This window comes from Dubosiella muris, assembly GCF_004793885.1.
Classification (GTDB): domain Bacteria; phylum Bacillota_I; class Bacilli_A; order Erysipelotrichales; family Erysipelotrichaceae; genus Dubosiella; species Dubosiella muris.
The window spans coordinates 1-23,569 of record NZ_SRYG01000025.1 but is presented as its reverse complement, the minus strand read 5'-3'; the positions used below and the strand labels follow the sequence as shown (position 1 = coordinate 23,569).

Annotated in this window: 24 protein-coding genes; 17 read left to right on the top strand and 7 right to left on the bottom strand. The window is 55.9% G+C overall.

The window, feature by feature from the left end; translation table 11 throughout:
* Positions 1-93 precede the first annotated feature (93 nt).
* From hxlA to E5336_RS10710, 10 genes are all read left to right on the top strand, one after another.
* Entirely contained in the window at positions 94-735 is a 642-nt protein-coding gene (hxlA, locus tag E5336_RS10755) for a 3-hexulose-6-phosphate synthase (RefSeq protein WP_135981105.1), read from the top strand.
* Positions 732-1,292, top strand: a complete 561-nt coding sequence (hxlB, locus tag E5336_RS10750) for a 6-phospho-3-hexuloisomerase (RefSeq protein ID WP_135981104.1) — start codon at positions 732-734, stop codon at positions 1,290-1,292. Before hxlA ends, hxlB begins: the two co-directional genes overlap by 4 nt.
* 185 nt (positions 1,293-1,477) lie before the next feature.
* On the top strand, positions 1,478-3,070 hold the full coding sequence (locus tag E5336_RS10745; protein WP_135981103.1) for an AMP-binding protein: 1,593 nt from the start codon (positions 1,478-1,480) through the stop codon (positions 3,068-3,070).
* 3 nt (positions 3,071-3,073) lie between these two features.
* Positions 3,074-3,295, top strand: coding sequence for an acyl carrier protein (locus E5336_RS10740; RefSeq protein WP_135981102.1), 222 nt, complete (start codon positions 3,074-3,076; stop codon positions 3,293-3,295).
* Positions 3,288-3,848, top strand: a complete 561-nt coding sequence (locus E5336_RS10735; protein ID WP_135981101.1) for a 4'-phosphopantetheinyl transferase family protein — start codon at positions 3,288-3,290, stop codon at positions 3,846-3,848. The genes E5336_RS10740 and E5336_RS10735 overlap by 8 nt, the downstream gene beginning before the upstream one ends.
* Positions 3,836-4,600, top strand: coding sequence for a lysophospholipid acyltransferase family protein (locus E5336_RS10730; protein ID WP_135981100.1), 765 nt, complete (start codon positions 3,836-3,838; stop codon positions 4,598-4,600). The genes E5336_RS10735 and E5336_RS10730 overlap by 13 nt, the downstream gene beginning before the upstream one ends.
* Entirely contained in the window at positions 4,597-5,433 is an 837-nt protein-coding gene (locus E5336_RS10725; protein ID WP_135981099.1) for a glycosyltransferase family 8 protein, read from the top strand. The genes E5336_RS10730 and E5336_RS10725 overlap by 4 nt, the downstream gene beginning before the upstream one ends.
* Position 5,434: 1 nt before the next feature.
* Positions 5,435-6,391 (top strand): glycosyltransferase family 8 protein, encoded by a 957-nt coding sequence (locus tag E5336_RS10720; protein ID WP_168353649.1) that lies wholly within the window; start codon positions 5,435-5,437, stop codon positions 6,389-6,391.
* Positions 6,388-7,248 carry a lysophospholipid acyltransferase family protein gene (locus tag E5336_RS10715; protein ID WP_135981097.1) on the top strand — a complete coding sequence of 287 codons (861 nt, stop codon included), beginning with the start codon at positions 6,388-6,390 and terminating at the stop codon, positions 7,246-7,248. The genes E5336_RS10720 and E5336_RS10715 overlap by 4 nt, the downstream gene beginning before the upstream one ends.
* 65 nt (positions 7,249-7,313) lie before the next feature.
* Entirely contained in the window at positions 7,314-8,510 is a 1,197-nt protein-coding gene (locus E5336_RS10710) for a phosphopentomutase (protein ID WP_135981096.1), read from the top strand.
* 48 nt (positions 8,511-8,558) lie between these two features.
* Here E5336_RS10710 and E5336_RS10705 read toward each other — a convergent pair whose 3' ends face one another.
* Both E5336_RS10705 and E5336_RS10700 read right to left on the bottom strand, forming a co-directional pair.
* On the bottom strand, positions 8,559-10,094 hold the full coding sequence (locus E5336_RS10705; protein WP_135981095.1) for an amidohydrolase: 1,536 nt from the start codon (positions 10,092-10,094) through the stop codon (positions 8,559-8,561).
* A 42-nt stretch (positions 10,095-10,136) separates the two neighbouring features.
* The gene (locus E5336_RS10700; RefSeq protein WP_168353648.1) at positions 10,137-11,771 is read right to left on the bottom strand and encodes a peptide ABC transporter substrate-binding protein; all 1,635 of its coding nucleotides are present in this window, start codon (positions 11,769-11,771) and stop codon (positions 10,137-10,139) included.
* A gap of 122 nt (positions 11,772-11,893) precedes the next feature.
* Between E5336_RS10700 and E5336_RS10695 the strand changes: the two genes are divergently transcribed.
* The 3 genes from E5336_RS10695 to E5336_RS10685 all read left to right on the top strand — a co-directional run bounded on the left by E5336_RS10695 (position 11,894) and on the right by E5336_RS10685 (position 13,490).
* Positions 11,894-12,658 carry a DarT1-associated NADAR antitoxin family protein gene (locus E5336_RS10695; RefSeq protein WP_135981093.1) on the top strand — a complete coding sequence of 255 codons (765 nt, stop codon included), beginning with the start codon at positions 11,894-11,896 and terminating at the stop codon, positions 12,656-12,658.
* Between the two features lie 61 nt (positions 12,659-12,719).
* Entirely contained in the window at positions 12,720-13,079 is a 360-nt protein-coding gene (locus E5336_RS10690) for a MerR family transcriptional regulator (protein ID WP_135981092.1), read from the top strand.
* Positions 13,080-13,160: 81 nt separating this feature from the next.
* A complete protein-coding gene (locus E5336_RS10685; RefSeq protein WP_135981091.1) occupies positions 13,161-13,490 on the top strand; it encodes a winged helix-turn-helix domain-containing protein in 330 nt (109 codons plus the stop codon).
* 43 nt (positions 13,491-13,533) lie between these two features.
* Here E5336_RS10685 and bsh read toward each other — a convergent pair whose 3' ends face one another.
* The 3 genes from bsh to E5336_RS10670 form a co-directional block, all read right to left on the bottom strand.
* A complete protein-coding gene (bsh, locus tag E5336_RS10680; RefSeq protein WP_135981090.1) occupies positions 13,534-14,511 on the bottom strand; it encodes a choloylglycine hydrolase in 978 nt (325 codons plus the stop codon).
* Between the two features lie 73 nt (positions 14,512-14,584).
* Positions 14,585-15,118, bottom strand: a complete 534-nt coding sequence (locus tag E5336_RS10675; RefSeq protein ID WP_135981089.1) for a TetR/AcrR family transcriptional regulator — start codon at positions 15,116-15,118, stop codon at positions 14,585-14,587.
* A 72-nt stretch (positions 15,119-15,190) separates the two neighbouring features.
* Positions 15,191-16,111 carry a hypothetical protein gene (locus E5336_RS10670; protein WP_135981088.1) on the bottom strand — a complete coding sequence of 307 codons (921 nt, stop codon included), beginning with the start codon at positions 16,109-16,111 and terminating at the stop codon, positions 15,191-15,193.
* Positions 16,112-16,200: 89 nt separating this feature from the next.
* Here E5336_RS10670 and E5336_RS10665 point away from each other — a divergent pair, with 89 nt between their 5' ends.
* Genes E5336_RS10665 through E5336_RS10655 form a run of 3 tightly spaced genes read left to right on the top strand, consistent with a single transcriptional unit; the run spans position 16,201 to position 20,842 of the window.
* The gene (locus E5336_RS10665; protein WP_168353647.1) at positions 16,201-17,127 is read left to right on the top strand and encodes a CPBP family intramembrane glutamic endopeptidase; all 927 of its coding nucleotides are present in this window, start codon (positions 16,201-16,203) and stop codon (positions 17,125-17,127) included.
* Complete coding sequence (locus E5336_RS10660; protein ID WP_135981086.1) at positions 17,124-18,227, top strand: exonuclease SbcCD subunit D; 1,104 nt, start codon at positions 17,124-17,126, stop codon at positions 18,225-18,227. Before E5336_RS10665 ends, E5336_RS10660 begins: the two co-directional genes overlap by 4 nt.
* A complete protein-coding gene (locus E5336_RS10655) occupies positions 18,218-20,842 on the top strand; it encodes an AAA family ATPase (protein WP_135981085.1) in 2,625 nt (874 codons plus the stop codon). The genes E5336_RS10660 and E5336_RS10655 overlap by 10 nt, the downstream gene beginning before the upstream one ends.
* Positions 20,843-20,898: 56 nt before the next feature.
* Here the strand turns inward: E5336_RS10655 and E5336_RS10650 are convergent, their stop codons facing one another.
* A complete protein-coding gene (locus E5336_RS10650) occupies positions 20,899-22,257 on the bottom strand; it encodes a sodium-dependent transporter (protein WP_135981084.1) in 1,359 nt (452 codons plus the stop codon).
* 70 nt (positions 22,258-22,327) lie between these two features.
* Positions 22,328-23,017: a hypothetical protein gene (locus tag E5336_RS10645; protein WP_135981083.1), complete on the bottom strand. Its 690-nt coding sequence runs from the start codon at positions 23,015-23,017 to the stop codon at positions 22,328-22,330.
* Between the two features lie 198 nt (positions 23,018-23,215).
* Between E5336_RS10645 and E5336_RS10640 the strand changes: the two genes are divergently transcribed.
* On the top strand, positions 23,216-23,509 hold the full coding sequence (locus E5336_RS10640; protein WP_135981082.1) for a hypothetical protein: 294 nt from the start codon (positions 23,216-23,218) through the stop codon (positions 23,507-23,509).
* Positions 23,510-23,569 lie beyond the last annotated feature (60 nt).

Below are 23,569 nucleotides of genomic sequence, written 5' to 3'. Positions count from 1 at the left end.
AATCGGCGGGAAAAGAAAAAAAACGCTCCATTTTTTCAGTTGATCCACTATGATAAAGAAAAAGAAAACCATCATCGAAAGGAACTTGAGATTATGAAACTGCAAGCCGCACTGGACACGCTTACTTTGGAACAATGCATCGAACTGCTTCAGGAAACCGGCCATTCCGTCGATATCGCCGAAGTGGGAACGCCGTTTATTATCGAGCAGGGCATGGCGCCTGTTCGCGTTTTGAAAGAGCGCTTCCCCCATATCGAAGTGCTGGCCGACGCCAAAATCATGGACGCCGGCGAATTCGAGGCCGACAAATGTTTCGAGGCCGGCGCCGACATTGTGACCGTTTTGGGCGTAAGCTATGACGAAACGATCGAAGGCGTCGTCCGATCCGCGAAAAAGCACGGAAAGAAAGTCATGGTCGACATGATCGCCGTGCAGGATCTGGCGAAACGGACAAGGGAAATCGACCAAATGGGCGTCGATTACATTTGCGTCCACACCGCTTTCGACATCCAGTCCACCGGACAAAAGGACCCGCTCGAAGAGTTGAAAGTCGTCAACCAGGTCATCGAGCACGCGCAAAGCGCGGTAGCCGGCGGGGTCAAGCTGTCCACGATCGACGCCATCGCCCGGGAAGGGGCGGCCATTGTCGTCGTTGGCGGCGCGATTTGCAACGCGGCCAGCCGCAGTGAAACCGCGCGAGAGATGAAGCGCCATCTCCAGGAGGAAAACGCATGAATTACGAACAATACGCCGACACGGTACTCAAGGAATTGCAGCACACCCTTCAAGCCGTCGACGCCCAAAAAGCCGAAGCGTTCACCACGATGCTCGACGAAGCCGACGAGGTGTTTTGCGCCGGCGCGGGCCGAAGCGGATTCGAGGTAAAAGGATTCGCGATGCGTCTGATGCACATGGGATTGAAAAGCTACGTGGTTGGCGAAACGTGCACGCCCAACATCGCTAAGGGCGGACTGCTTGTCGTTTGCAGCGGCTCGGGTGCGACGAAAAGCCTGGTCAACCACGCGAGCAAAGCGAAAGAAGTCGGCGCCAAAGTGGCGCTGATCACCATTGATCCAAACAGCCCGATCGCGAACATGGCGGATCTTGTGATCGAGATCAGCGCGCCAAGTCCGAAAAGCGCGAAGCAAACGGATATGAAAAGCATTCAGCCGATGGGATCGCTTTTCGAGCAAAGCGAAGGCTTGTTCATGGACATCGTCGTGATGATGCTCATGGCCCGGCGCGGGATGGACGCCGACACGATGTTCGGACGCCACGCCAATATGGAATAAGAAATAGCGCGATTTTCGTTTTACAGCCTTGGACGGCCCCACACGTCCAAGGTTTTTTTTGTGGCGATTTATGTGATAGCGTCCCATTTTTTGGGCATTCCATTGGAGAAAAAACAGCGGATACGCTTAACTAGAAGCATGAGAAGGGTGCAACATTTGCAACAAATCCAAAGAAAGTAACAATTATGATGAATCAAAACCAAGCTTATCCTCTATACCAACTACAGGAAATCCACGATTTGAAACACCTGATCGACGAGCAGGCCCGGATCCATCCGCAAGCGCCCGCCTTCCGCTGGACGGAAAACAAGGTGCTTCACACCAAAACAAGACTGGAATTGCGGCAGGACATCCGCGCTTTGACCAACTGGCTGTTCGACCAAAAGATCCACGGGCAGACGATCGCGCTGGTCGGGCGCAATAGCTACGCGTATATCGTCGCCTTTTTCGCCTTGATTTTGGCAGGCAACGTCGCCGCGCCCATCGACAAGGACGCCGCTTCGGAAGAAATCGTCGCGATGATGACGCTTGGCGACGCGGGTGGCGTCGTTTGCGCGCAGGACGATCCGCTCGTTTCCTGTTTGCCGGACTCCATACAGCCGCTGTGGTTCGAGGATCTTCCATCTCTGATCGAGAAAGGAAAGACGCTCCCCGACCATTTCGAGAGCGTGCAAATTGACCCGGAGACGATTTGCGCCTATTTTTATACGAGCGGAACGACCGGCACCCCAAAGGCCGTCATGCTCAGCCACAAAAACATCGCCGCCGACATCAACGCCGCGTGCAAGAACTTCGTTCTCACCGGCGATACCGTGGCCGTTTTGCCGTTCCATCATTGTTTTGGGCTGGTGACTGGCGTTCTAAAAGTGCTGAACTATGGCAAAGCGACGTACATCGCCCCTTCGCTGCGGCGGGTGCAAAAGACGTTTCAGGAACAAAAGCCGCAAACGGTCTTTCTCGTACCGTTGTTTGTGGAAACGTTTCATAAACGCATTTGGAGTCAAATCAAGCAGAAACACCAGGAAACGCAAGCGCGCCGGAAAATGCGCCAGTGCGAACAGCTGCTGAAAATCGGCATCGACATGCGCAAAAAGACGTTCAAGGCCGTGCACGATTCGCTTGGCGGTGCCCTTCAATACATCATTTGCGGCGGCGCGCCGCTCGACCAGCGCTATATTGACGATTTCCACGCCTGGGGCATTACGATCTTGAACGGATACGGCATTACCGAGTGCGCGCCCGTCGTGGCCGTCAACCGCAACCACTTTATAAAAAAGAACAGCGTCGGTCAAATCGTCGACGGCGTGCAGGTGCGCATCGGCGAGCAAGGCGAAGTATGGGTCAAGGGCGATATCGTCATGCGCGGCTACTACGGCGATCCCGAAGCGACACGCGCCGTGCTGCGCGATGGATGGTTCAACACGCAAGACATCGGCTACGTGGACCGGGACAACTTTCTTTTTTTAAACGGGCGCGAGAAAAACCTCATCATTCTCAGCAACGGGGAAAACGTTTCGCCGGAACAAATCGAGATGCAGCTGGCGCGCTGCGAGGAAGTCGAGGAAGTGGTCGTGTTCGCCCGTCAAAAAGCGCTGTGCGCGGAAATCTATCCCGATCCCGCCGCGCAGGACGCCGAAAACAAAATTGCCGCCTATGTGCAGGCGTACAACGACCGGCAGCCCAGGGCGAAGCAAATCGAACGGTTTTATTTCCGGGACCGGGAATTTGAAAAGACTCCGACGAAAAAAATTATTCGGAGCCAAAGAACAGGAGTGTGAATCATGACGAAAATCATAGAAATCCTAACGCATTATACCGACGTTCCCGCCGCAACCATTCAAAGCGACTCCCGTCTGGTGGCCGATCTTGGCCTCACCTCTTTGGACGTTTTGGACATGGTTGGCGAGTTCGAGGACGAATACGACATCGAGATCCTGGACAAGGACATTAAGCAAATGCAAACCGTGCAGGACATCGCCGACTATTTGAGCGCGCATGCGTGATTTCGCGATCCGATGGTTCGGGCACGGCCCCGAGGCGTCGTACGCCGCGCTGGCTCCTTGTTTTCAGCAGCGCGTCAACCGCTACACCCATCCCCAAGCGCGCCAGCAGTCGATCGAAGCGTACACGCTGCTGCAGACGCTGCTTACGCGCCACGCCATCCCTTTACAGCCTTTGCGCCTGTTGCCAAGCGGCAAATGGACGATGGGACCGTGGTTCGTGTCGCTGACGCATTGCGCCACGGGCGCGGCGGCCCTGATCAGCACTCGCAACGATTCCATCGACATGGAACCCGTACGTCCGCTGTCCTGGAAGCGCGTGGAAAAGACGTTGTCCGCGGCGGAAAGGCACGCGCTGGCGAACAGTTCGCGCCCCGAGGCGGCGTTCATGACGTTTTGGACCCGCAAAGAGGCGTATATCAAGCAAAAAAGCGAAGCCGGGGACGTTTCCTATCGCGCCATCGACACATTGGCCTGGGCCGGGCGCGCCACGTCGTGGGAAAGCCATGGCACGATCGTGACCGTGCTGGAGGAAATCGAGACATGCGACGCGTAATCGAGTTTCGTACGTTCGCGGACGACGTGGTGACAGCCCGGAACCAGGACTTCAAGCTTCCCGAAACGTATACGTGGATTCGAACCGGCCGCGGCTATCAAATGGCTAGCGACGCCTTGTACGCCTTGTTTTCGCTTGGCGCGTCCGGATGGCTGCGCCATGGTTTGCATACGAGATTCATCGGCCAAGAACGCCTGGCGCGCGAAGCCCAGGGCTATTTTTTATATATCAACCATACGCAAACGACGGGCGATCCTTTTTTGCCAAGCCAGCTTGACCGCAAACGGCGGGCATACGTCGTGGCTTCGCCAAGCAACTTGTCCGTTCCGTTTTTTGGAAAGCTGCTGCCCATGCTTGGCGCGCTCCCGCTCCCGAACACCCGTCAGGGCATGAAGGAATTCCGGAAAGCCATCGCGTACCGGGTCGGGCAAAACCAAAGCGTCGCCATCTTTCCCGAGGCCCATGTGTGGCCGTATTATACAGGCATCCGCCCGTTTTCCGACGCGTCGTTCCAATTCGCGGTCGACACGGGAAAACCGGTGTATTGCGCGACGGTGACTTACCAGCGCGGTCGGCGCGGCCGGGTGGAGCGGACGGTGTTCGTCGACGGTCCGTTTTATCCCGACGACACGCTTTCGCGGCCGGCGAAGCGCCGGAAGCTCGCGGAGCAGGTGTATTGCCAAATGCGAAAGAACGCCAAAAAAAACACCGTCGAAGTCATTCGGTACGTCCAACGAAAGGAGGAGGCATGAACGTTTTATACTGTGGCGATATCCATATCGCGCAAGGATTGATTTTAAGCGTGCTTTCGCTCAAAAACCACGTGAGCGAACCGCTCCATGTGTATATATTGACGATGTCTTTGCGCCAAAACGGCCGGCAGTACGAGCCAATCGACGCCAAAACGATTCAGACGATCGAAAAGATCGTCCACCAGGGCCATTCAGCCGGCACGGTGGAGGTTTTGGATGTGACTGCCTTGTTTTGCGAGGAGCTTCCCGAGGAAAACATGGAAACGCGGTTCACGCCATACTGCATGCTCCGCCTGTATGCCGACCGCCTCGCGCTGCCGGACCGGATTCTTTATTTGGATACGGACGTGTTGTGCCGCCGCTCTCCCCGGGCGTTTTACGAGCAGGACATGACCGGGATCGAGCTGGCCGGCGTCCTCGATCATTACGGCAAGTGGTTTTTCCACCGGAAAATGTTTCAATTCGACTACATGAACTCGGGGGTGCTGCTTCTTAATTTGGAGCAAATCCGCAAGACCGGCTTGTTCGCGCGGGCCAGAAGCTACTGCCGGCGCCATTCGATGTTCATGCCCGACCAGTCGGCGCTCAACAAGCTCGTGCGCTCGAAGCGGCTTTGGCCGCGCCGGTACAACGAGCAGCGGCAGCTGCAGGACGACACCGTGTTCCAGCATTTCACCACGAGCTTTCGCGCTTTTCCCGTCTTGCATACCGTCAGCGTGAAGCCGTGGAACCGCGAAGGAATGCACGACATTCTCCACTTGCATGAATACGATGGCTTGTATGCCGAATACGACGCGTTCGCCGCGACGCCTCGTCCAGGAAAGGAACTCTGACATGACAACAAAACCCAATATTCCCATTTTTTTCACAATCGACGAAGGCTACGCGCCGTGGCTTTCCGTCGCTTTGCTGTCGCTCAAGGAAAACGCCAGCCCGGCGTGCCGCTACGATGTGCACGTCGTCTACCACAACATGCGTCCGGACACGATCGAGCGTTTGAGTCGAATTGCCGGCGACGACTTCTCGATTTCGTTTTTGCCGATGACGGAAACGATGGAGTCGATCACAGACTGGGAAGGAAACTACTTGCGCGCCGACTATTTCACGCTGACGATTTTCACCCGCCTGTTTTTGCCGGACATGTTTCCGCAATACGACAAGGCGATTTATTTGGACAGCGACATTTGCGTGCCGGGCGACATTTCGAAGATGTACGCCATCGCTTTGGAGGACAACTATCTTGGCGTCGTGAACGACTACTCCATCGCCAACGTGCTCGAACTCAACCACTATGTCAAAGACGCCGTGGGCGTCGACAAGGACCACTATTTCAATTCCGGGATCCTGCTGATGAACTTCCAGGCGATGCGCGAGCACCATTTGGCGAGCCGGTTTTTGGACTTGATGGCGAAATACCACTTTGACACGATCGCGCCGGACCAGGATTATTTGAACGCGTTGTGCAAGGACAAAGTCGTCTATTTGGATCCGACGTGGGACTCGATGCCATGCGATTTGGACGAGTTTGAAAATCCGCAAATCATCCACTACAACTTGTTTGACAAGCCGTGGTGCTACGACGACGTCAAGTATGAAAAATACTTTTGGGACGTGGCGAAGCGGTCGGATTTCTACGAGGAAATCGTCGCGTACAAACAAGGCTATTCCGACGCGCAAAAGCAGAAGGACGCGCAATCGCTGGCCCAGCTCGTGTCGCGCGGCAACGCGATCCCCGACCAGGCCGTGACGATGCGCAAAGTGTTTGAAAGCGGGCAAGAGGCGCGGCTATGATTCTTGGCAACGACCGGCCGGCGGTCGTCGAGCACATCCGCCAGCTCGTTTCGGACAACGAGCTCAACGCCAAGGCGGAGCTGGACGATCCGGTTTTGACGCCGGAACAAAAAGACGCGCTCGTGCAAGGGTTTTTGGCGCGGCAGGGCACGCGGGCGCAGGAGCTGGACGCCCGGCTGGCGCGCTACATCATCAAATACTATACGAAGCTGGTCAACCACCGGACCCAAATCGTGGGATTAGACAAAATTGAGGCCATCGAAGGCGGGGCGATCATCACGAGCAACCACTTCAACCAGCTGGACAACACGGTGGTGAAAAAGATGATCGCCGAAAAGGACGGCCGGGATGTGTATACGGTCATTCAGGAAGCCAATTTGGCGATGGATGGCTTTTTCGGATTTTTGATGAACAATGGCGACAACATTCCGATTAGCGACAACTACGACTACATGCGCCACGACTTTGTCGACCTTTTGCGGCAAGTCGTCGAGCAAAAGGACTATATCCTGATTTATCCCGAACAGGAAATGTGGTTCAACTACCGCAAGCCGCGTCCTTGCAAGCGGGGCGCCTACTATTACGCCAGCAAGCTGGGCGTGCCGGTCATTTCGTGTTTTACCGAAGTGCAGGATCTGGACACGATGGATGACGACCATTTTAAAAACGTCCAGTACACGCTTCATATTCTGGATCCGATTTTTCCGGATCCCGCCTTGTCGGATCGTGCCAACAGCATCGCGATGGCGAAAAAAGACTACGAGCAGCGCTGCGCGGCGTACGAGAAAATTTACAACCGGCCGATGACGGCGGCGTTTTCGTATCGGGACATTGCCGGATACGTGAAAGAAGATTGACAGGGAGTCTCGGAAACGGGACTCTTTTTATGGTAGGATGAAAAGCGAAAAGGAGGATTTGGTTCATGGAAGCATTCAAACGCGTATTTTTGATCGTCATTGACTCGTTTGGGATCGGGGCGATGGACGACGCGGCGGCGTATGGCGACGAGGGGGCGAACACGTTTTTGCACATTGACGAGCGGATGGATCCGTTTCGGATTCCGAACCTCATGCGTCTGGGGCTGGGCGAGCTGGCTCAACCGGCGCACGCGTGCCGGAACGCGCCGCTGACCGGCTACCGGTGCGCCCTCAAGGAACGCTCCGTCGGCAAGGACACGACGACAGGCCACTGGGAGATGATGGGGCTACGCACAGAAAAGCCGTTTGTCACGTTTACGAACACCGGCTTTCCCCAGGCGCTGATCGACGAGCTCGAGCGGCGAACCGGCCACGAAGTCATTGGCAACAAGGCGGCCAGCGGCACGGAGATCTTAACGGAGCTGGCCGGGCAGGAGCTCGCGTCCGGCTCGCGGAAAATGATCGTGTACACATCCGCGGATTCTGTCCTGCAAATTTGCGGCCACGAAAAAAGCATGGGGCTGGACGAGCTGTACCGCGTTTGCCAAATCGCCCGCGACATCACGATGAAGCCGGAATGGAAAGTGGGACGCGTCATCGCCAGACCTTATTTGGGCGATGCCGAAAGCGGATTCGAGCGCACGCCCAACCGCAAAGACTTGTCGGTGGATCCGCCGCGGAAGACCGTTCTCGACTTGTTAAAGGACAACGGCAAGGCCGTGGTCGCGATTGGCAAGATCCACGATATTTTCAACGGCCGCGGCATCACGAGAAGCGTGCATTCGAATTCGAGCGTGGAGGGCATGGAGCAGACGATCGCCATGGCTGACGAACCGTGGGAAGGACTCGTCTTTACGAACCTGGTCGATTTTGACGCCAAGTGGGGCCATCGGCGAAATCCGATCGGCTACGGACGGGAGCTTGAGACGTTCGATGGCAAGCTGGGCGAATTGATGGACGCGATGCAAGAAACGGATCTGCTGATCGTGACCGCCGACCACGGCAACGACCCGACGCATACGGGCACCGACCACACCCGGGAAAAGACGCCGCTCTTGTTGTGGGCGCCCCGGTTCCAATCGACGGGCACGCTCAAAACGCAATCCAGCTTTGGAACGGTCGGGATGACGATTTTGGCGAATTTCGACATCGAGAGAAAGCCGTACATGATAGGGGACAGCGTGCTGGAAGCGCTGCGATGAACAAAAAAACAATCGCGAAGACAAGCCGCGATTGTTTTTCGTTTTTATTTAGCGGGAATATACCCACATTCCATGACACATCGTTTTCAGCGCCTTGGTTTCAAGCAGCGTCTTTGAGTCTTGAAAAATGTCGTGGTCGATGACGACAAGATCGGCCCAGTACCCCGGCTCGAGCTTTCCAAGCTTTTTTTCCATCCCCTGGGCGAACGCGCTTCCTTGCGTGTAGGCGTCGATGGCATCCTCGAGCGAAAGCCGTTCCTGCGCGTTCCAGCCGTTTTTTGGATAGCGGTCGTAGTCTTGCCGAAAGACGGCGCAGTGCAGGTTTTTGAAGGGATCGACGCTTTCCACGGGCGCGTCCGTGCCCAGACAGAGCGGAACACCGAAATCGTGGAGCGTCTCGAACGCGTATGACGTGGCGGCCAGCGTCTTGCCTACGCGCTCTTCCACGATGTGCAAGTCGTATTCGAGAAAGACGGGCTGGATGTAGGCCACGATGTTTTGGCTTCGAAAGCGCTCCAGCAAATCCCGGCCGGTGATTTGGACGTGGACGACGCCCCAGCGCAGCGGATTGCCGGGTTCCTGCAGCGCCTCGTACTGGTCGAGAACGCAGGCGATGGCGGCATCGCCAATGGCGTGGGTGATGAGGGGCAGCCGCTTCTTTTTGGCGTAGACGGCCAGCTCTTGAAATTTCTGCGCTGTCGTCACCTGGATGCCGCAAGTCGAAGGGTCGTCGCGGTAAGGTGAGGAAAGCCACGCGGTCCGGGCGCCGAGCGAGCCGTCCATAAACGCCTTGATCGGTCCGATTCGATGGAAACGCGTCGTTCGGGGCTGGCACGTTCGCAAAAAGCGTTCGAGCGTTGGGATGTCCTCGATGTGGAACTGATGTGTGATGCGCAGCGTTTGGCGGGCCGCGAACCGGGCGTACGCCGCGAAGACGCGTTCAAAGTTGCCGTCCTTGATGTCCGCGGTTTGAATGGACGTGATGCCGTGGCGAAGACAGTGGGCGGCCACTGTTTCGAGCTGGTTTAAAATCGTCGCCTCGCTTTTGTCGCGGACATCGCGCAAAAACGGAGCGCAGGCGTTTTCTTGCGCGATGCCGGTATCGGGATCAAAGTCCTCGTCCACAAGATTCACTTTGTTTTTCATCGCCGTGTTCACCGTCAGGACATGGGTGCAGACGCGTTCCATGACCATCGGAATCGTCGCGCTGACCGCGTCCAGATCGTGCCGCTCCAAACAGCGTCGTTCTTCAAGCTGGTCCTGGTTCCAGCCGATGCCATGCACTAGCGTGGCGCCTTGATGGGTATCGAGGTAGGCGCGTATGGCTTGCTGAATGTCGGCGATCGAGCGGCAGGCGGACAAGTCGACGTCGCAAAGCGTTTCGCCAACCATCATCGCGTGCAAATGCGAGTCGTTGAAGCCGGGCAGCACGACGCGGCCTTGCAAGTCGAAAACGGTGTCGGCGCAAGGGGCGATGTCCTCGGTGCGGCCCGCCTGGAGAATCGTGCCGTTTTCGATCAGAAGCGCTTCGCAAAACGCGCCGCTTCCTTGATAGATTTTGCCGTGGATCAATGCTTGTTTCATAACTCTCCTTTCAAAAAAAGCCGCACGCGCGGCTTCTTCTTTTTATTCTTGATCGTCGATCGTCACGTACTTGTAGACGAACGGCACGCCGACCGGATTGTCGACAAGGTGTTTTACGCTTGGGTTGAGCAAGTCGGATGCGCCGGTCTGGAAAATCGGAGCGACCGCCACGTCTTCCATCGCGATTTTTTCCGCTTTTTTCAACGCGTCCCAGCGCGCTTCGTCGGTGCTGGCGTTCGCGGCTTCGTCCAGCGCCTTCTTGTATTCGTCGGAATCGTATTTTCCAAAGTTGAAGGAGCCGCCCGGCACCAGAACGTTCAAATACGTCGTCGGATCGGCGTAGTCCGGACCCCATCGCGTGAGCACGAGATCAAAGTCGCCGTTTTGTTGGGTTTTGAGACGGACGTTTTTCTCCTGGGAAACCATTTCGATGTTCAAGCCATCCAGGCTCGCGAACTCGGACTGCATAAATTCGGCAGCCGACTTGGACGGATCGCTTGGCTCGAACAGGAAGCGCAGCGTGATCTCGTCTTTGCCGAGTTCTTTTTTCGCTTTTTCAAAATACTCTTGCGCGAGTTTTTTCGTGTCCTCGCCGCGTTCGAGGAAGAAACCTTCCGTGGTTTCGCGGTAATCCTTGCCGTCCGGGCCGTTGGAAAGCTGACGGGTCACGAAGCCTTCCGCCGGAATGGAGCCGTCTTTCAGGACGTTTTGAGTCAAGTTGTCGCGATCCACCACGTAGGCGAGCGCTTTACGCAAGTTTTCATTTTGCAGATCCGGGTTGTCCAAATTGTATTGCAGATACCACAGGAAGCTGCCAAGAACCGACTTGTACGCCGGGTTGTCTTTGTATTTGTCGACAAGCGAGGAGTTCAGGCGGGCGTAGTCGGTCGTTCCGTTTTCGAAGGCGAGCGCGGCCGAGCTCGGCTCCGGCACGATGGAAATGTTGATTTCCTCCAGCGCGACGTCGTCGGCGCCCCAGTAGTTCTCGTTTTTCTCCAGCTTGAGCGAGTTGCCTTTGGTCCAGTTGACCAGCTTGAATGGACCGCACGCCATGAGCGTGTCGGCCGACAAGCCGTATTGCTCGCCTTGTTCGGTGGCGAACGCCTCGTTGACTGGATAAAACGGCGGGAAAGTCGTCAGGGAAACGAAATACGGCGTTTTTCGCTCCAGCTCGACCACGAATGTTTTGTCGTCTTTGGCTTTGACCGCCAGCGCGTCTTTGTTTTCGGGGTTGCCCATCGCCTCGCCGGCTCCTTTGATGCACGCGCCATCCGTTCCGAAAATGTAGGCGTAGTCGCTGGTCGGATCGCTGGCGGCGTCTTTCCAGGCGTACTCGAAATCGGCGGCCGTCACCGGATCGCCGTTGTCCCAGGACGCGTCCCGCAAATGGAACGTGTACGTCAAGCCGTCCTCGGACACATCGTAGCTTTCGGCCAGCGCGGGCACGATGTCCCCGTTCTCGTCGGTCGTTTCCAACCCTTCGATGGTCATGTTGATGACCTCGAACGACATCCCGTCGGTTGCCAGAGTCGAGTCCATCGTAATGACGTCGTTTTCTTTGGCCAGATTCAGCGTCTTGCGCCCGGCGCTGGCCGAGGTATCGCTAGTTCCCGACGAACAGCCGACCAGGGAAAGCGCGAGTGCGCCGGTCCAAAGAAGTTTTGATCCTTTGTTCATAATCTCTATTTCCTCTCTTTTCTGCATTCAGTATATCAATATATGATATCGCTTACAATTTGATATTTTTCAAAAAAAGCGTTAAATTTTAAGTTTACAACGCAAAATCGTATACTGAAGCTATGAAAGACAAAACCATCTATTGCCCCAAGGCAGAGAAACCATACTTTATAAAAACGGAAAGCGCCGACGGAAAAAACGTGCTTCGCGTCCAGCCGGACGATCCGTTTTCGCTGACGAAGCTGGAAATGCTCGTCCCTTCGCTGAAAAAGGAGTTTTCGCTTGCCAACATCGTGCAGGCGTCCAAAGTGTTTGAACACGGCGGGCCGTACGTCGACTTGTATGGCGCCACGCCCGCTGCCGCGCAAGACGATCCCCGCTGCCGGACATCGGGTTCGCTTGTGCGCTACACGTTTGAAAACACCTCGTATCCCTTGTATCCGGCGGAAGCCTTTTTGATTTGGCTCGTGTTTCTGGCGCTGCGTCAAAACCGGGTGCTTTCGCGCAAGCTGTGCGAATACGATGGATTTTCCTGCGAAAAGGAGCCGGTTCTTGCGCTGGCGTATGGCATGTACGTGGCGCTGGCCCGCAACGGAAAGATTCGCGCGGTGGAAACGTTCGACGATTTGATCGACTTGCTGTATAACCAGGACGTGGTCGTCATGAAAGAGCAGAAGCCCAAAGATCCCGACTTGCGCAAATCGCTCGTTTTGCGTCAGCCAAGCCGTAAAAAGGCGTTCGCGATTGGCGACTGGATCGTGCATCCGACGATTGGAAAAGGCGAAGTCGTGAAGAAGGACGCGAAAACGTACACGATTTTTTTTAAAGTCGCCGGGCCGAAAACGCTGCTCAAGGATTTTGTGGAAAAACAATGTCACTTAATGTAATTTTTCTTGTTGACTTGAAGTCTACTATAGACTCTATAATAACAGTCAAGGAGAAAATGCCATGTATATCAAAGAAGTCAGCGCGCTTTACAATGTGAAAGAGGAAACGCTTCGATACTATGAAAAAGCGGGCATGATCCCGCCTGTGCACCGGACTGAAAACGGAATTCGCGACTACTCCAAGGAAGATCTTGGCTGGGTGGAAAACGCGTTGTGTATGCGCAAAGCCGGGCTGTCGGTCAGCGCGATCGCCGAGTATGTCGGGCTCACGAAAGAAGGGGATGAAACGTTGAAAAAAAGGTTGCAGCTGCTGAAGGAACAAAAACAAAAACTGGAGGAAGAACGCGACCGCGTCAATGTGATGCTCGAGCGCCTCGACTTTAAGATCAGGAAATTTCAAAACAAGATCGACACGATGTGATCCGGCCAAACCGGGTCTTTTTTATTGTTCGCTTACAGAAGTGTTAGAAAATATTAAGAATTCTTTTCTATAATACGAACTATGATGACAAATTATCCATCAAAATCCCGTTATGTCGCGCTGGAGGGCGCCATCGTCTACGATTCGCAAACCCAAACCATCCGCACGCCCAAAACCATCGTCGCCCTGACCCCGAGCGAGCGCCGCATCGTGCGCCGCCTTGTCGAGAATCAAGGCGAGGTCGTGTCCAGGGAACAGCTGATGCTCGATCTCTGGAACACGAGCGAGTACATCGGGGAGGGAACGCTGACGACCCACATTTCCCGGCTGCGACGCAAGCTGAAGCGGCAAATTGGATGCGGCCTGATTCAGACCGTCAAAGGGAAGGGATACAAGCTGCCAAAAAGATAAGCGAAAAAAAGCCCCGCCAAAAAGGCGGGGCGCAAAGCGGACGCTAGTTTTGCGCGTGGAACTGGAACTCTTTCAGAACCGGATAGGAAACAAGCGTTTTCGCTTCCAGATCTTCCTTGTTCATATCCACGGCCGTCAGGCTTTGGTTGTAGTAAGTCGAATAATAGAAAATACCGGTGTCGGTGTCGATGCAGCAGGCATACTGCGTGATTTCAAAGACACCCGGTTTGATTTCCGCTTCGCCGCGAACTTGCTGCACATTCGATAAAATGTGGAAAAACTGGGCGACGTTTTTTTGCGGATCCGGATCGCAAACCGAATTCAAATTCGTAAACGCCACGCGGACGAACCGGCTGACCGAGTCGACGCCGCCAGGCAGGCCGCTTGAACCAAGACCGCGCGAGAACAAGTCGATGCCTTTCATGTCGGGCGCGAATTGAATCGTCGGCTCGTGGCGCGTCAAGTTGACGTAGTTGGCCATGTTGTAGGACATCCAGTCGAATGTTGGCGCGTTCGTCAAAACGCCCCAGTTGTTGTCGTACACTTTCAAACCGTCTTTTGTGCTTTCCACCACGAAGCTGCCTTCTTTCGATCCCACGATCCAGTGCATTGGCGAAGTCGGCTGCTGCTCGCTGAACGGAATGTCCCAAATGTTCATATTGTCGAACAAGGCGCGCGCCTCTTGCAGCGTGGAAGCTTGCGTCAACACGTAAGGGATGAGCTCGAACGTCGCGACATTGTCTTTGCCCTCGGCTTTCGGGAAGTATTTGGCAAAGCCGGCAAACGCCGTTCCTACCATGCCAAGCCCTTTGTCGTTGGCGGCTTCAAAGTAAAGCGGATAGTCGTTTTGGATGATCGCCATGCCAATGAGCGCGTTGTGCGACGTGCATGTTTTGCCGTTGCGCCACTGGAACGGATAGTTGCGCGGCGTGACGACGACATCGTTCGGGAAATCAAAGTCCCAGTCCAGATTGCGGCCGATGTAATGATGGCCGTTCGTATAGTTCAATGCTGTACACATAAATGCAACCTCTTTTCTATGACAATCCCATCATACAACGTTCAGCCGATAAAAAAGAAGCGAGTCGCCCCGCTCAATATAAAGTGTGCAGCGCCCGGGCGATTCGCCCGATGACTTCCTGCACGATCGTTTGATCTTCGTTTCGCGAATTGAGAAACGTGTAGTACGCCCCCTGGATCTGGTACGTCAGCAAGATTTCCGTTTCGACACGGTTGCGCAAATGCGGATACTTGTTCCAGACATACGTCTTGACCGCCCGGTCCAGCCGGCTGGCCAGCAGCTCCTTTTTTTGATTGGGAAAGAGCAGCTCGATTTGCGGCTCGTAACGAATGAGCGCCTGATAGAGGTCGACAGCGAAGAGCTCGGAAGTTTTCAGCGAGTAAAGATCGTTGCGGGGCAGCGAATGAAGAATCTCGTACACAAGCTCCGCTTCCAGCTGCGCGCTTAAGTCCTGTAAATCGTGGTAATGGGCGTAAAATGTCGATTTGTTGATCCGCGCTTTTTCACACAGTTCCTTCACAGTCAATCGCTCGACAGGTTTTGTTTTGATCAAAGCTAAAAATGTCGCAATGATCGCATTTTTGGATTTGATGGCTCGTTTATCCATGATTTTCACTGATCTCCTTATTGTTCTACATTGCGTCTATCACTTTATCTTAAAACCCGGGGACTGACAAGCCTAAACCCCGTTTCCCTGGCGCGTTTCGCACAACCGCTCATACCGGCGCGCCATGTTGGCAGAAGGGGTGAATCCGTAGCGCTTCGTGGCGTAGGCGAAAGCGAGCCGCCAGGCATCGAGATGGCCGGCCTCGTACAGCTCGAACAAAAAGTCGAGAATCTCGGTCTGGCCTGGCTCGTCCTGCCAATACGTTTGCACGCCTTCGGCCGTCATATCCAGGCTTTCATCCAGAAAAAAAGCGAGCAAGTCCAGACGCCGCCGCGCCCGGTCCGGCATGTTCTGCCGCTTTTCCTTGACGATTTCGCGCAAAAACTCACGGGCGGGCATCGTCTTCACCTGGGCGACCAGCGCGTCCGCCAGCCGTCCGGCGCTTCCTTGCGGCTCGATCACAAGCCGGGCGAACCAGTCGCACACCGCGCCAAGATTTTGCCGGGTCGCGCCAAGGGCCAGCCGGCGGTGGATGGCGGTCGCAAACAAGGAAAGCTGTGACTGCCGCAAGGCGGCAAACGGGCTGGCCGTATTGAACAAGGCGTATTTTGCGGCGTACGACAGCGTGGAAACGAGTTTTTCCATCACGGCCGCGCTTTGGGCGAACGCCTCGTCGTCTGGCGTGATCGCGTCCAGCGCTTTGAAGTAGCGTTGGACCTGGACGCGCCAGCGCGCCTGTTCGGCTTTGGAAACGACGCGGTTGGGCATCCGGTACAGCCCTTGCGTGGCCTGGTCGCAAAACCGTCCGATCTCAAAAAAGAGCGCGTCGGGATCGAGAGCGGGCGCCGGCTCGTGCCGCAACGTCGCGAGCAGCGCGTCGTCCCATTGCGCGCGCTGGGAGGCGGACAGCTGTTTGTACGTTTCAATGAGCGCTTTTTTGATGTCGTCTGTCTGGGCGTTTTTCAGTTCCTTTTTCAAGTCGTTGATTTTCATTGGGCACCTCTATGCATAGTATACAACGTCTCGTACGGTTTTTTTGTGATAGAATACGATCAATAAGAAAAGAAAGGATTGTGATAGATATGAATCACCCTCTCGCCAATTTATATGGGCGCGCGAAACAGACGTTGTCCACGATCGGCATCGCGCTTTGGATTTATTTGCTCGTACAGCTTTGCGTGTCGCTTCTTTTGGGGCTTGGACTTGGGTCGGGCGTCGCGCTGTTTCCCGAGCTGACTTTTTCCTATTTTGATATGATGAACTTTTTTAACGCGATTGCGCTGCTTGTCGTCACGCCGCTTTCCGGCGGACTGGCCACGTGGTTTGTCAGCGACAGCCTGCGCTTGTCGTACCGGAAGCAATGGAGCCTGCGCTTTCGCAAGCGGGACATCGTGCATGGCTTTTGCGTGGTGCTGCTTTGCTCCTTTGTCAGCGGCTTGCTCATCAACGGGTTGAGCCTGCTGCTGCCGGCCCCGATCGAGCAGCCCGATTTTGGCTATTCCGCCAACGCGCTTTCCAACGCGCTGTTGTTCGTGTCGGTCGCGCTAGTCGGGCCGGTCGTGGAGGAAGTGTTTTTCCGGGGCACGATTTTGCGCGCCACGGCGCCTTACGGCCGGTTGTTCGCGCTGGGATTTAGCTCGTTTTGCTTCGCGATGATGCATTTGAACATCGCCCAGGGCGTGCCGGCGTTTTTTATGGGCTTTGTGCTGGGCTGGTTTTATTTGAAGTCAAATTCGCTGGTGGTGCCCGTCGCGATTCACGTTTTGAACAACACGCTGGCGTTTTTGGCCATGGACGAGTCGCTGGCTTGGATCGCTTCGATCGTCATTTTGCTGGCCGCGTGCTATGGCGTGGTGTATTTGGCGCTGCACGCCAGACAAATCGGGGCCGAGCTGGACGAGGCGCAAGGCGATCCGCACTTTTTAACGCTCGTGTGCACGAATCCGTGGCTGATCGCGTTTTTTATCGTTTTCGTGCTCGCGTCGCTGGGCACGCTGGTGACGCTATGAGACTGCTGCATCTTTCCGACCTTCATCTTGGCAAACGGGTCCATGGCTTTTCCATCGAGGAAGAGCAGGCCGACATGCTTGGGCAAATCGTTCGTTTCGTTCAGGAGCAAGCCATTGACGCCGTGCTGATCGCCGGCGACGTGTACGATCGGGCCGTTCCTTCCGAAGTGGCGATGGTGCTGCTGGACCGGTTTTTGAACACGCTGGCCAGCCGTTCGGTTCCGGTTTATATGATTAGCGGCAACCACGATTCCGCCATCCGGCTCCAGTACGGCGCCGCCTTGTTCGCGCACGCGGGCATCAAAATCGCCTCCACGCTGCAGGAAACCGTCCAGACCGCGCGGGTTGGCGACGTGGAGCTCGTCATGATTCCGTTTTTAAAGCCCGCTTTGGTGCGCCCGCTGTTTCCGGATCGAACGATTGAAACGTATGCGGATGCGATGGACGCCGTTTTGTCCACGCTCAAGCTGGAGCCTGGATGCAAGCACATCGCGCTGGTCCACCAGTTTATCGCGGGTTCGAAAACGTGCGACTCGGAGCAAAAAAGCATTGGCGGACTCGACGAGATTCCCGCGGAAACGTTCAAGGATTTCGACTACGTGGCGCTTGGGCATTTGCATTCGTTTCAAAAGCCGGCCGCCAACATGGCGTATTGCGGCACGCTGCTGAAGTATTCCGCCGACGAGATCCGGCAGCGCAAACGGTTTGTCGTGCTCGACGTGGGCGAGACGATTCAAATGGAAACGCATGATTTTCATCCGCTTCGCGATCTGGTTGAAATCAAGGGAACGTACATGGAGCTGACGGACCGGTCGTTTTACGAAACGCTGGACTTGTCGAACTACTATTCGATCGTGCTGCTTGACGACCACGACATCGTCAATGCCCACGCCAAGCTTCAAACGATTTATCCGAAAATCCTGAAGCTGACGTACGTCAACCGGCCGGCCCCGACAGGCGACTTTGCGCCGGCCGCCGTCGAGAAGCTGGATCCGCTGACGGTCATCGACGCGTTTTACCAAAGCCAAAACGGCCGCCCGGTCAGCGAGGCGCAAAAGCGGTGGATCGTCGGGCACTGGGAGGAGAGCGTATGCGATTAAACACTTTGACGATGAGCGCGTTTGGCCCGTACGCCGGCGAGCAGACAATCGACTTTCGCCGCTTTGGAACGAACGGCTTGTATTTGGTCAGCGGCGACACCGGCGCGGGCAAGACGACGATTTTCGACGCGATCGTTTACGGGTTGTATGGAAGCGTCAGCGGCGATGTCCGGGAAACGAGCATGTTGCGCTCGCGCTACGCGGACGATCGAACGCCGACGTTTGTGAAGCTGACGTTTGAAGTCAACGGGCAGACGTACCATGTTTTGCGGGGACCGGAATACGAGCGCCCCAAAGCGCGCGGAACCGGGACGACGAAGCAAAAGGCGCTTTGCGAGCTGACGTTCGAGGATGGCCGGCCGCCTGTCACGAAGGCGGCGCTCGTCAATTCGGCGATTGAGGAAGCGCTTGGGCTGACGCGGGACCAGTTCAAGCAAGTCAGCATGATCGCGCAAGGCGACTTTTTGAAAGTTTTGCTCGCGAAAACCGACGAGCGCACCCGGATTTTGCGCAGCTTGTTTCATACCGACCGCTACCGGCGGCTGCAAGAGGAAATCAACGAGGAGGCCAACGCGCAAAAAAGCGCGCTTCTTGAACGCGAGCGCCGGCTTCAGGAAAAAATCGGCCAGCTGGAAACGTTTCCGGCGGACGAGCGGTTTGAACTGGAAGCGCTGGTTCGCTTTCTTGACGAGGAAACGAAGGCGTGTCACACAAAACGGGACGCGCTGGACGCGGCGCAAAAGGCGTGCGACGCCAAACGGATCCAGCTCGGCAAATGGAACGAGCAATCCAAAAAAGTGCAGGCGCAGCAACAGGCCCGCCAGCAGCTCGACGAAGCCAACGCGCGGCTGGCCGTCCTCGAACAAGAACGGCAGACGCTTGCTTTGCGGCAGGCGCGCTATGGAACGTGGATCGAAGAGCGAAGCGCGCTAAGCCAGGCGCTGGAGCAAGCCAGACGCCGTAAGCAAACCGAGGAAAGCTATCAAAACGCGCGAAAAAAGCGAAAGGCGCTGGAACAAGCGCTGGAAAGTGAAAAAGCGCGCGTCGCGACTTTGCAAGTGGAAATCGACCAGCTGCAAACGGAAGAAGGCGACGAGCGCACTCTCGCGCTGGAATTGGAAAAATGGCAGGAACAAGCCGGCGCGCGCCAGAAGATCGAGGCGTTAAAAGCCGAGCAAGCCGAACGTAGCCGCGCGTTAAGCGAAGCAAAACAACGGTACGAGCAAACGCGAACCGACTACGAGGCGGCGCAAGCAAAGGCGGCGCGCATCGAGCTGGCGTACTACGACAGCCAGGCGGGCTGGCTGGCAAAACGACTGGAAGACGGGCGGCCTTGTCCGGTTTGCGGCGCGCTGGATCATCCGCACCCGGCCGCGCTATGCGCCCAGGCGGCCACCAAAGAAGACGTGGAGCAAGCGCGTCAGGCGGCGCAGCGCATACGCAAGGCGCTGGAAACGGAAGCGAACGCCTGTTTGCGTCTGGAGGAAGCGGGCGCCCACGCCCAAACGGAACTGGACGGGCTGGAAAAGAAGACGCCGCCCCGGGCGAGCATCGAAGAGCAGCTGGCGCGGCTGCGCACGCGTCAAAAGACGCTGGTGGAACGAACGCGTCGTCTGGAGGCGGCGCGTCAAACGTTGCAGGAAGCCGTCGGACGGCTTGCGGCAAAGGAAGACGAATGGCGGACTTGCCGGGAACAGGAAATCGAATGGCGGACGACGTGGCAGGCTTTGGGTTCGGCGACGGACGACGAGGCGGCGCTGAAAGCGCGGCAGGAAACGCTGGAAGCGCAAATCGAGACGTTCGAGCAGCATCGCAAACGCGTGGACGAGGAATGGCTCGCGCAGCAGACGCGGCGGGCCGAATACCAGGCGCTGGCGCAGGAATCGTTGAACGCCCCGGCCGATTTGGACCGGCAAATCGAGGCGCTGCGCGATTTCATCCAGATGGAGCAAACCCGGCTGGATGTCGAAAAAAAAGAGCAGGCGGACCGGTTGTACGCTTTGGAGCACGACCAAAAGGTCGGCTTGCAAATCGAACGGGAGCAAAAAGAAACGGAAGCGCAGCGCATGGCGCTTTCGGAGCTGAAAAATCTGGCGGACACGTTGAATGGAAAGCTGGGCGGCCAGTACAAGATCGGGCTGGAAACGTACGTGCAAATGGCGTATTTTGACGAGGTGCTCGCCCGGGCCAACGTCCGGCTCATGCAAATGAGCGAGGGACATTACGAGCTGATTCGCTACCAGGCGGGCAACCGGCAGTCGCAAACCGGCTTGGATCTAGGTGTGATCGACCACTACAACGGAACGAAGCGCAGCGTCCGCACGTTGTCGGGTGGCGAGTCGTTCGAGGCCAGCCTGGCGCTCGCGCTGGGTTTGGCGGACACGATTGGCGCGATGAATGGCGGGGTGTTTTGCGAAACGATGTTTATTGACGAGGGCTTTGGCACGCTGGACGACCAGACGCTGGGCCACGCGATCGACATGCTCGCGCAGCTGGCGGCGCACAAGTCGGTTGGTATCATTTCCCATGTGGCGGCGCTCAAAGAGCGCATCGACGCGCAAATCGTCGTGGAAAAGAGGCAGGCGGGCGGCGCGTTCGCGAAAACGATTGTGTAAAAGACAAAGAAAAAGCAGCTATCAAAGAAACAACGCTTTGAGGCTGCTTTTTTTGATTAAAGCAAAAGTCCGGTGACGAAAAGAAGCGCGATGCCGGCTGGCAGCACGTATTGCATGTAGGGACGCATCCATTCCTGGACGCGGGCTCCGCGGCCGGTGTTGGCCTCTTTTTTGAAGGCGTTCCATCCCCATCCCAGGCTGGTCGTGCAATACAACACGAAGAGCAGCGATCCAAGCGGCAAAATCAGGCTGGAAACGAGGAAGTCCTCCAAGTCCAAAATCGTCGTTCCCGCCCCGAGCGGCTCGATGTGTTCGAGCACATTGAAGCCGAGCGCGCAAGGCAGGGACAAAACAAAGAGCGCGGCGCCGTTGACAAGACACGTCTTTTTCCGGCTCCATCCGGTCAAATCCATCGTGGCGGACAAGATGTTTTCAAAGACGCCCAGCACCGTGGAGAGGGCGGCGAACGTCATGAAGGCGAAAAACAGCGCGCCCCACAACCGGCCAAGGGGCATGGCGCTGAAAATGTTGGGGAGCGTTAAAAAGATCAGGGACGGGCCGGCGCTGACTTCGACGTTGTAGGCGAAGCAGGCCGGGATGACGATCATGCCCGCGACGATGGCGACAAACGTGTCGAGCGCCGCCACATGGACGCTTTCTTTGAGCAGGCTGTGCTCGCGGTCGATGTAGGAGCCAAAGATGGCCATGCCGCCCATACCGAGCGAGAGGGTGAAAAAAGCCTGGTTCATGGCGGCGACGACGACTTGTCCCCAGCCAATGGCGCGGACGCGCTCGATGTCCGGCAGCAAGTAAAAGGCGAGGCCTTCCCGGGCGCCGGGCAGAAACACCGAGTGGACGGCCAGGACGAGCATAATGGCCAGCAGCAAGATCATCATGACTTTGGTGACGCGTTCCAAACCGTTTTGCAGGCCGGCCGCGCAGACGAGAAAGCCGATGCCGACGATGCCGCCCATAAAAAAGACGAGCGTCCAGGGGCTGGCGTTCATCGTTTCAAAGTGGGCGGCGATCGCTTCGGGACCGGCGCCTTCAAACGCGCCGCTTGCGGTGTCGAAAAAGTATTTGAGCATCCATCCGGCGACGGTCGTGTAAAACATCATGAGCAAATAGTTGCCGGCGAGGGCGACTTTGCCGTGCCAGCGCCAGCCTTTTTTTTGCGGGGTGAGCGTTTCGTAAAGCCGGGCGCACGATTTTTGCGAGGCGCGCCCGAGCGAGAACTCCATGCAAAGCACGGGGATTCCGAGCAGGACTAAAAAAAGCAGGTAAATTCCGATAAAGATGGCGCCGCCGTTTTGCCCGGCGACGTATGGAAATTTCCACACGTTGCCGATGCCGATCGCGCATCCCGCCGACAGCAGGATAAAACCGAGGCGGGAGCCAAGTCGTTCACGTTCCATGAGCGAAGTCTCCTTTCTTCGTACGGTTCATTTTAGCATATTGTTTAAGGTAAAGTTAAATAAAAAAGGATCAGCTTTCAATTTCTGATCCAAAGGGGCCGAACAAATGCGTCAAGTCGTTCCGGATTTGCGTCAGGAGGGCGCGCCGTTTGTCAAGAGCGCTCGTGTGGGCGCTGGCTTTGGCGCATTCGGTACTGACGATGTCGTATTGTTTCATAATGGCTTTGTGGCGGGCCTGGGCGGCTTGAAAGGCGCTTTGACAGGCGGGTACCGTCGTAAAGACGTGCTCGTACAAGGCGTCGCGGGCCTGGTCCCAGTTGTTTTTGGCGCGCGCGACATCTTCGGGGGTGATGGCCAGGGCGCGCTCGTAAATGCCCTGATAGTATTCAAACATCGGCTGGCTGTATGCGTGGCGGCGGGCGGCCTCGAAGTTGACGGCGATGTAGTCCATCGCGATTTCGACTTGGATTTTATCTTTGGTTTGCAGCGCGGCCAAAATCTGGGCGGCGTGAATGTACGCCTTGCCGGTCATTTGATACGTTTCGATGTATCCTTGCCGTGCCGCGCGCGCTTTTCGCAGCGCGACGCCTTTTTCCTTCATCGCCTCGCCGCTTTCCAGCAGCGCGTCGTATAGTTCTTGCGAACGCTGCTCGGCTTGCAGCGTTTCATTTTCGCTGCGGGCCAAATCGCTAGTGACGATTTGAAGGATATGGCGAATATGATCCAACAGGGAATGCGATCCCCAATGCAATGATTCCATAAAATAGTCTTCCTCTTTCTTTCTTTTTAAAACATCTCATCCAAAGTATAACAATACAAAAAAGGAAACACAACCAGGCTCGGGGATGTAATCGCTTTCGCGCGAAAAAAATTGTCTGGTAAAAATCAAAACTATTTCTTGGTTTGGGAAAGGGTTTGTGGTAAGGTGAAATCAGAGTTCAACAGGAGTATCAAAAAGATGGAATCATGGGAACGAAGGCTGATCGAGGAAATGCACTTGCTCGTTGACCATTTGGCGGCCGCGCTGGAGGCGAAAGATTCGAATCAAATGCAAAGAGCGCTGGACGATCTGGTCATTTTGGGCGAAGTGACAACGTATTTGTCCCAAAGGGCGCATGAGGACGAGGCGCTTGCGCTGGGTCCGGCGCTTCAAAAGACGATTTTGGATGTCGTCGCGCTGTGGGAGAAAGATCGGGGAATGGAACTGAAGGAATGGGAACAAGGAGCCTCTCATGAATTTCCGGTTCATTGAATAAGAAGGGGCTGTAACGAATCAGTGATTTTTAGAAATCACTAGAGCGTTGCAGCTCTT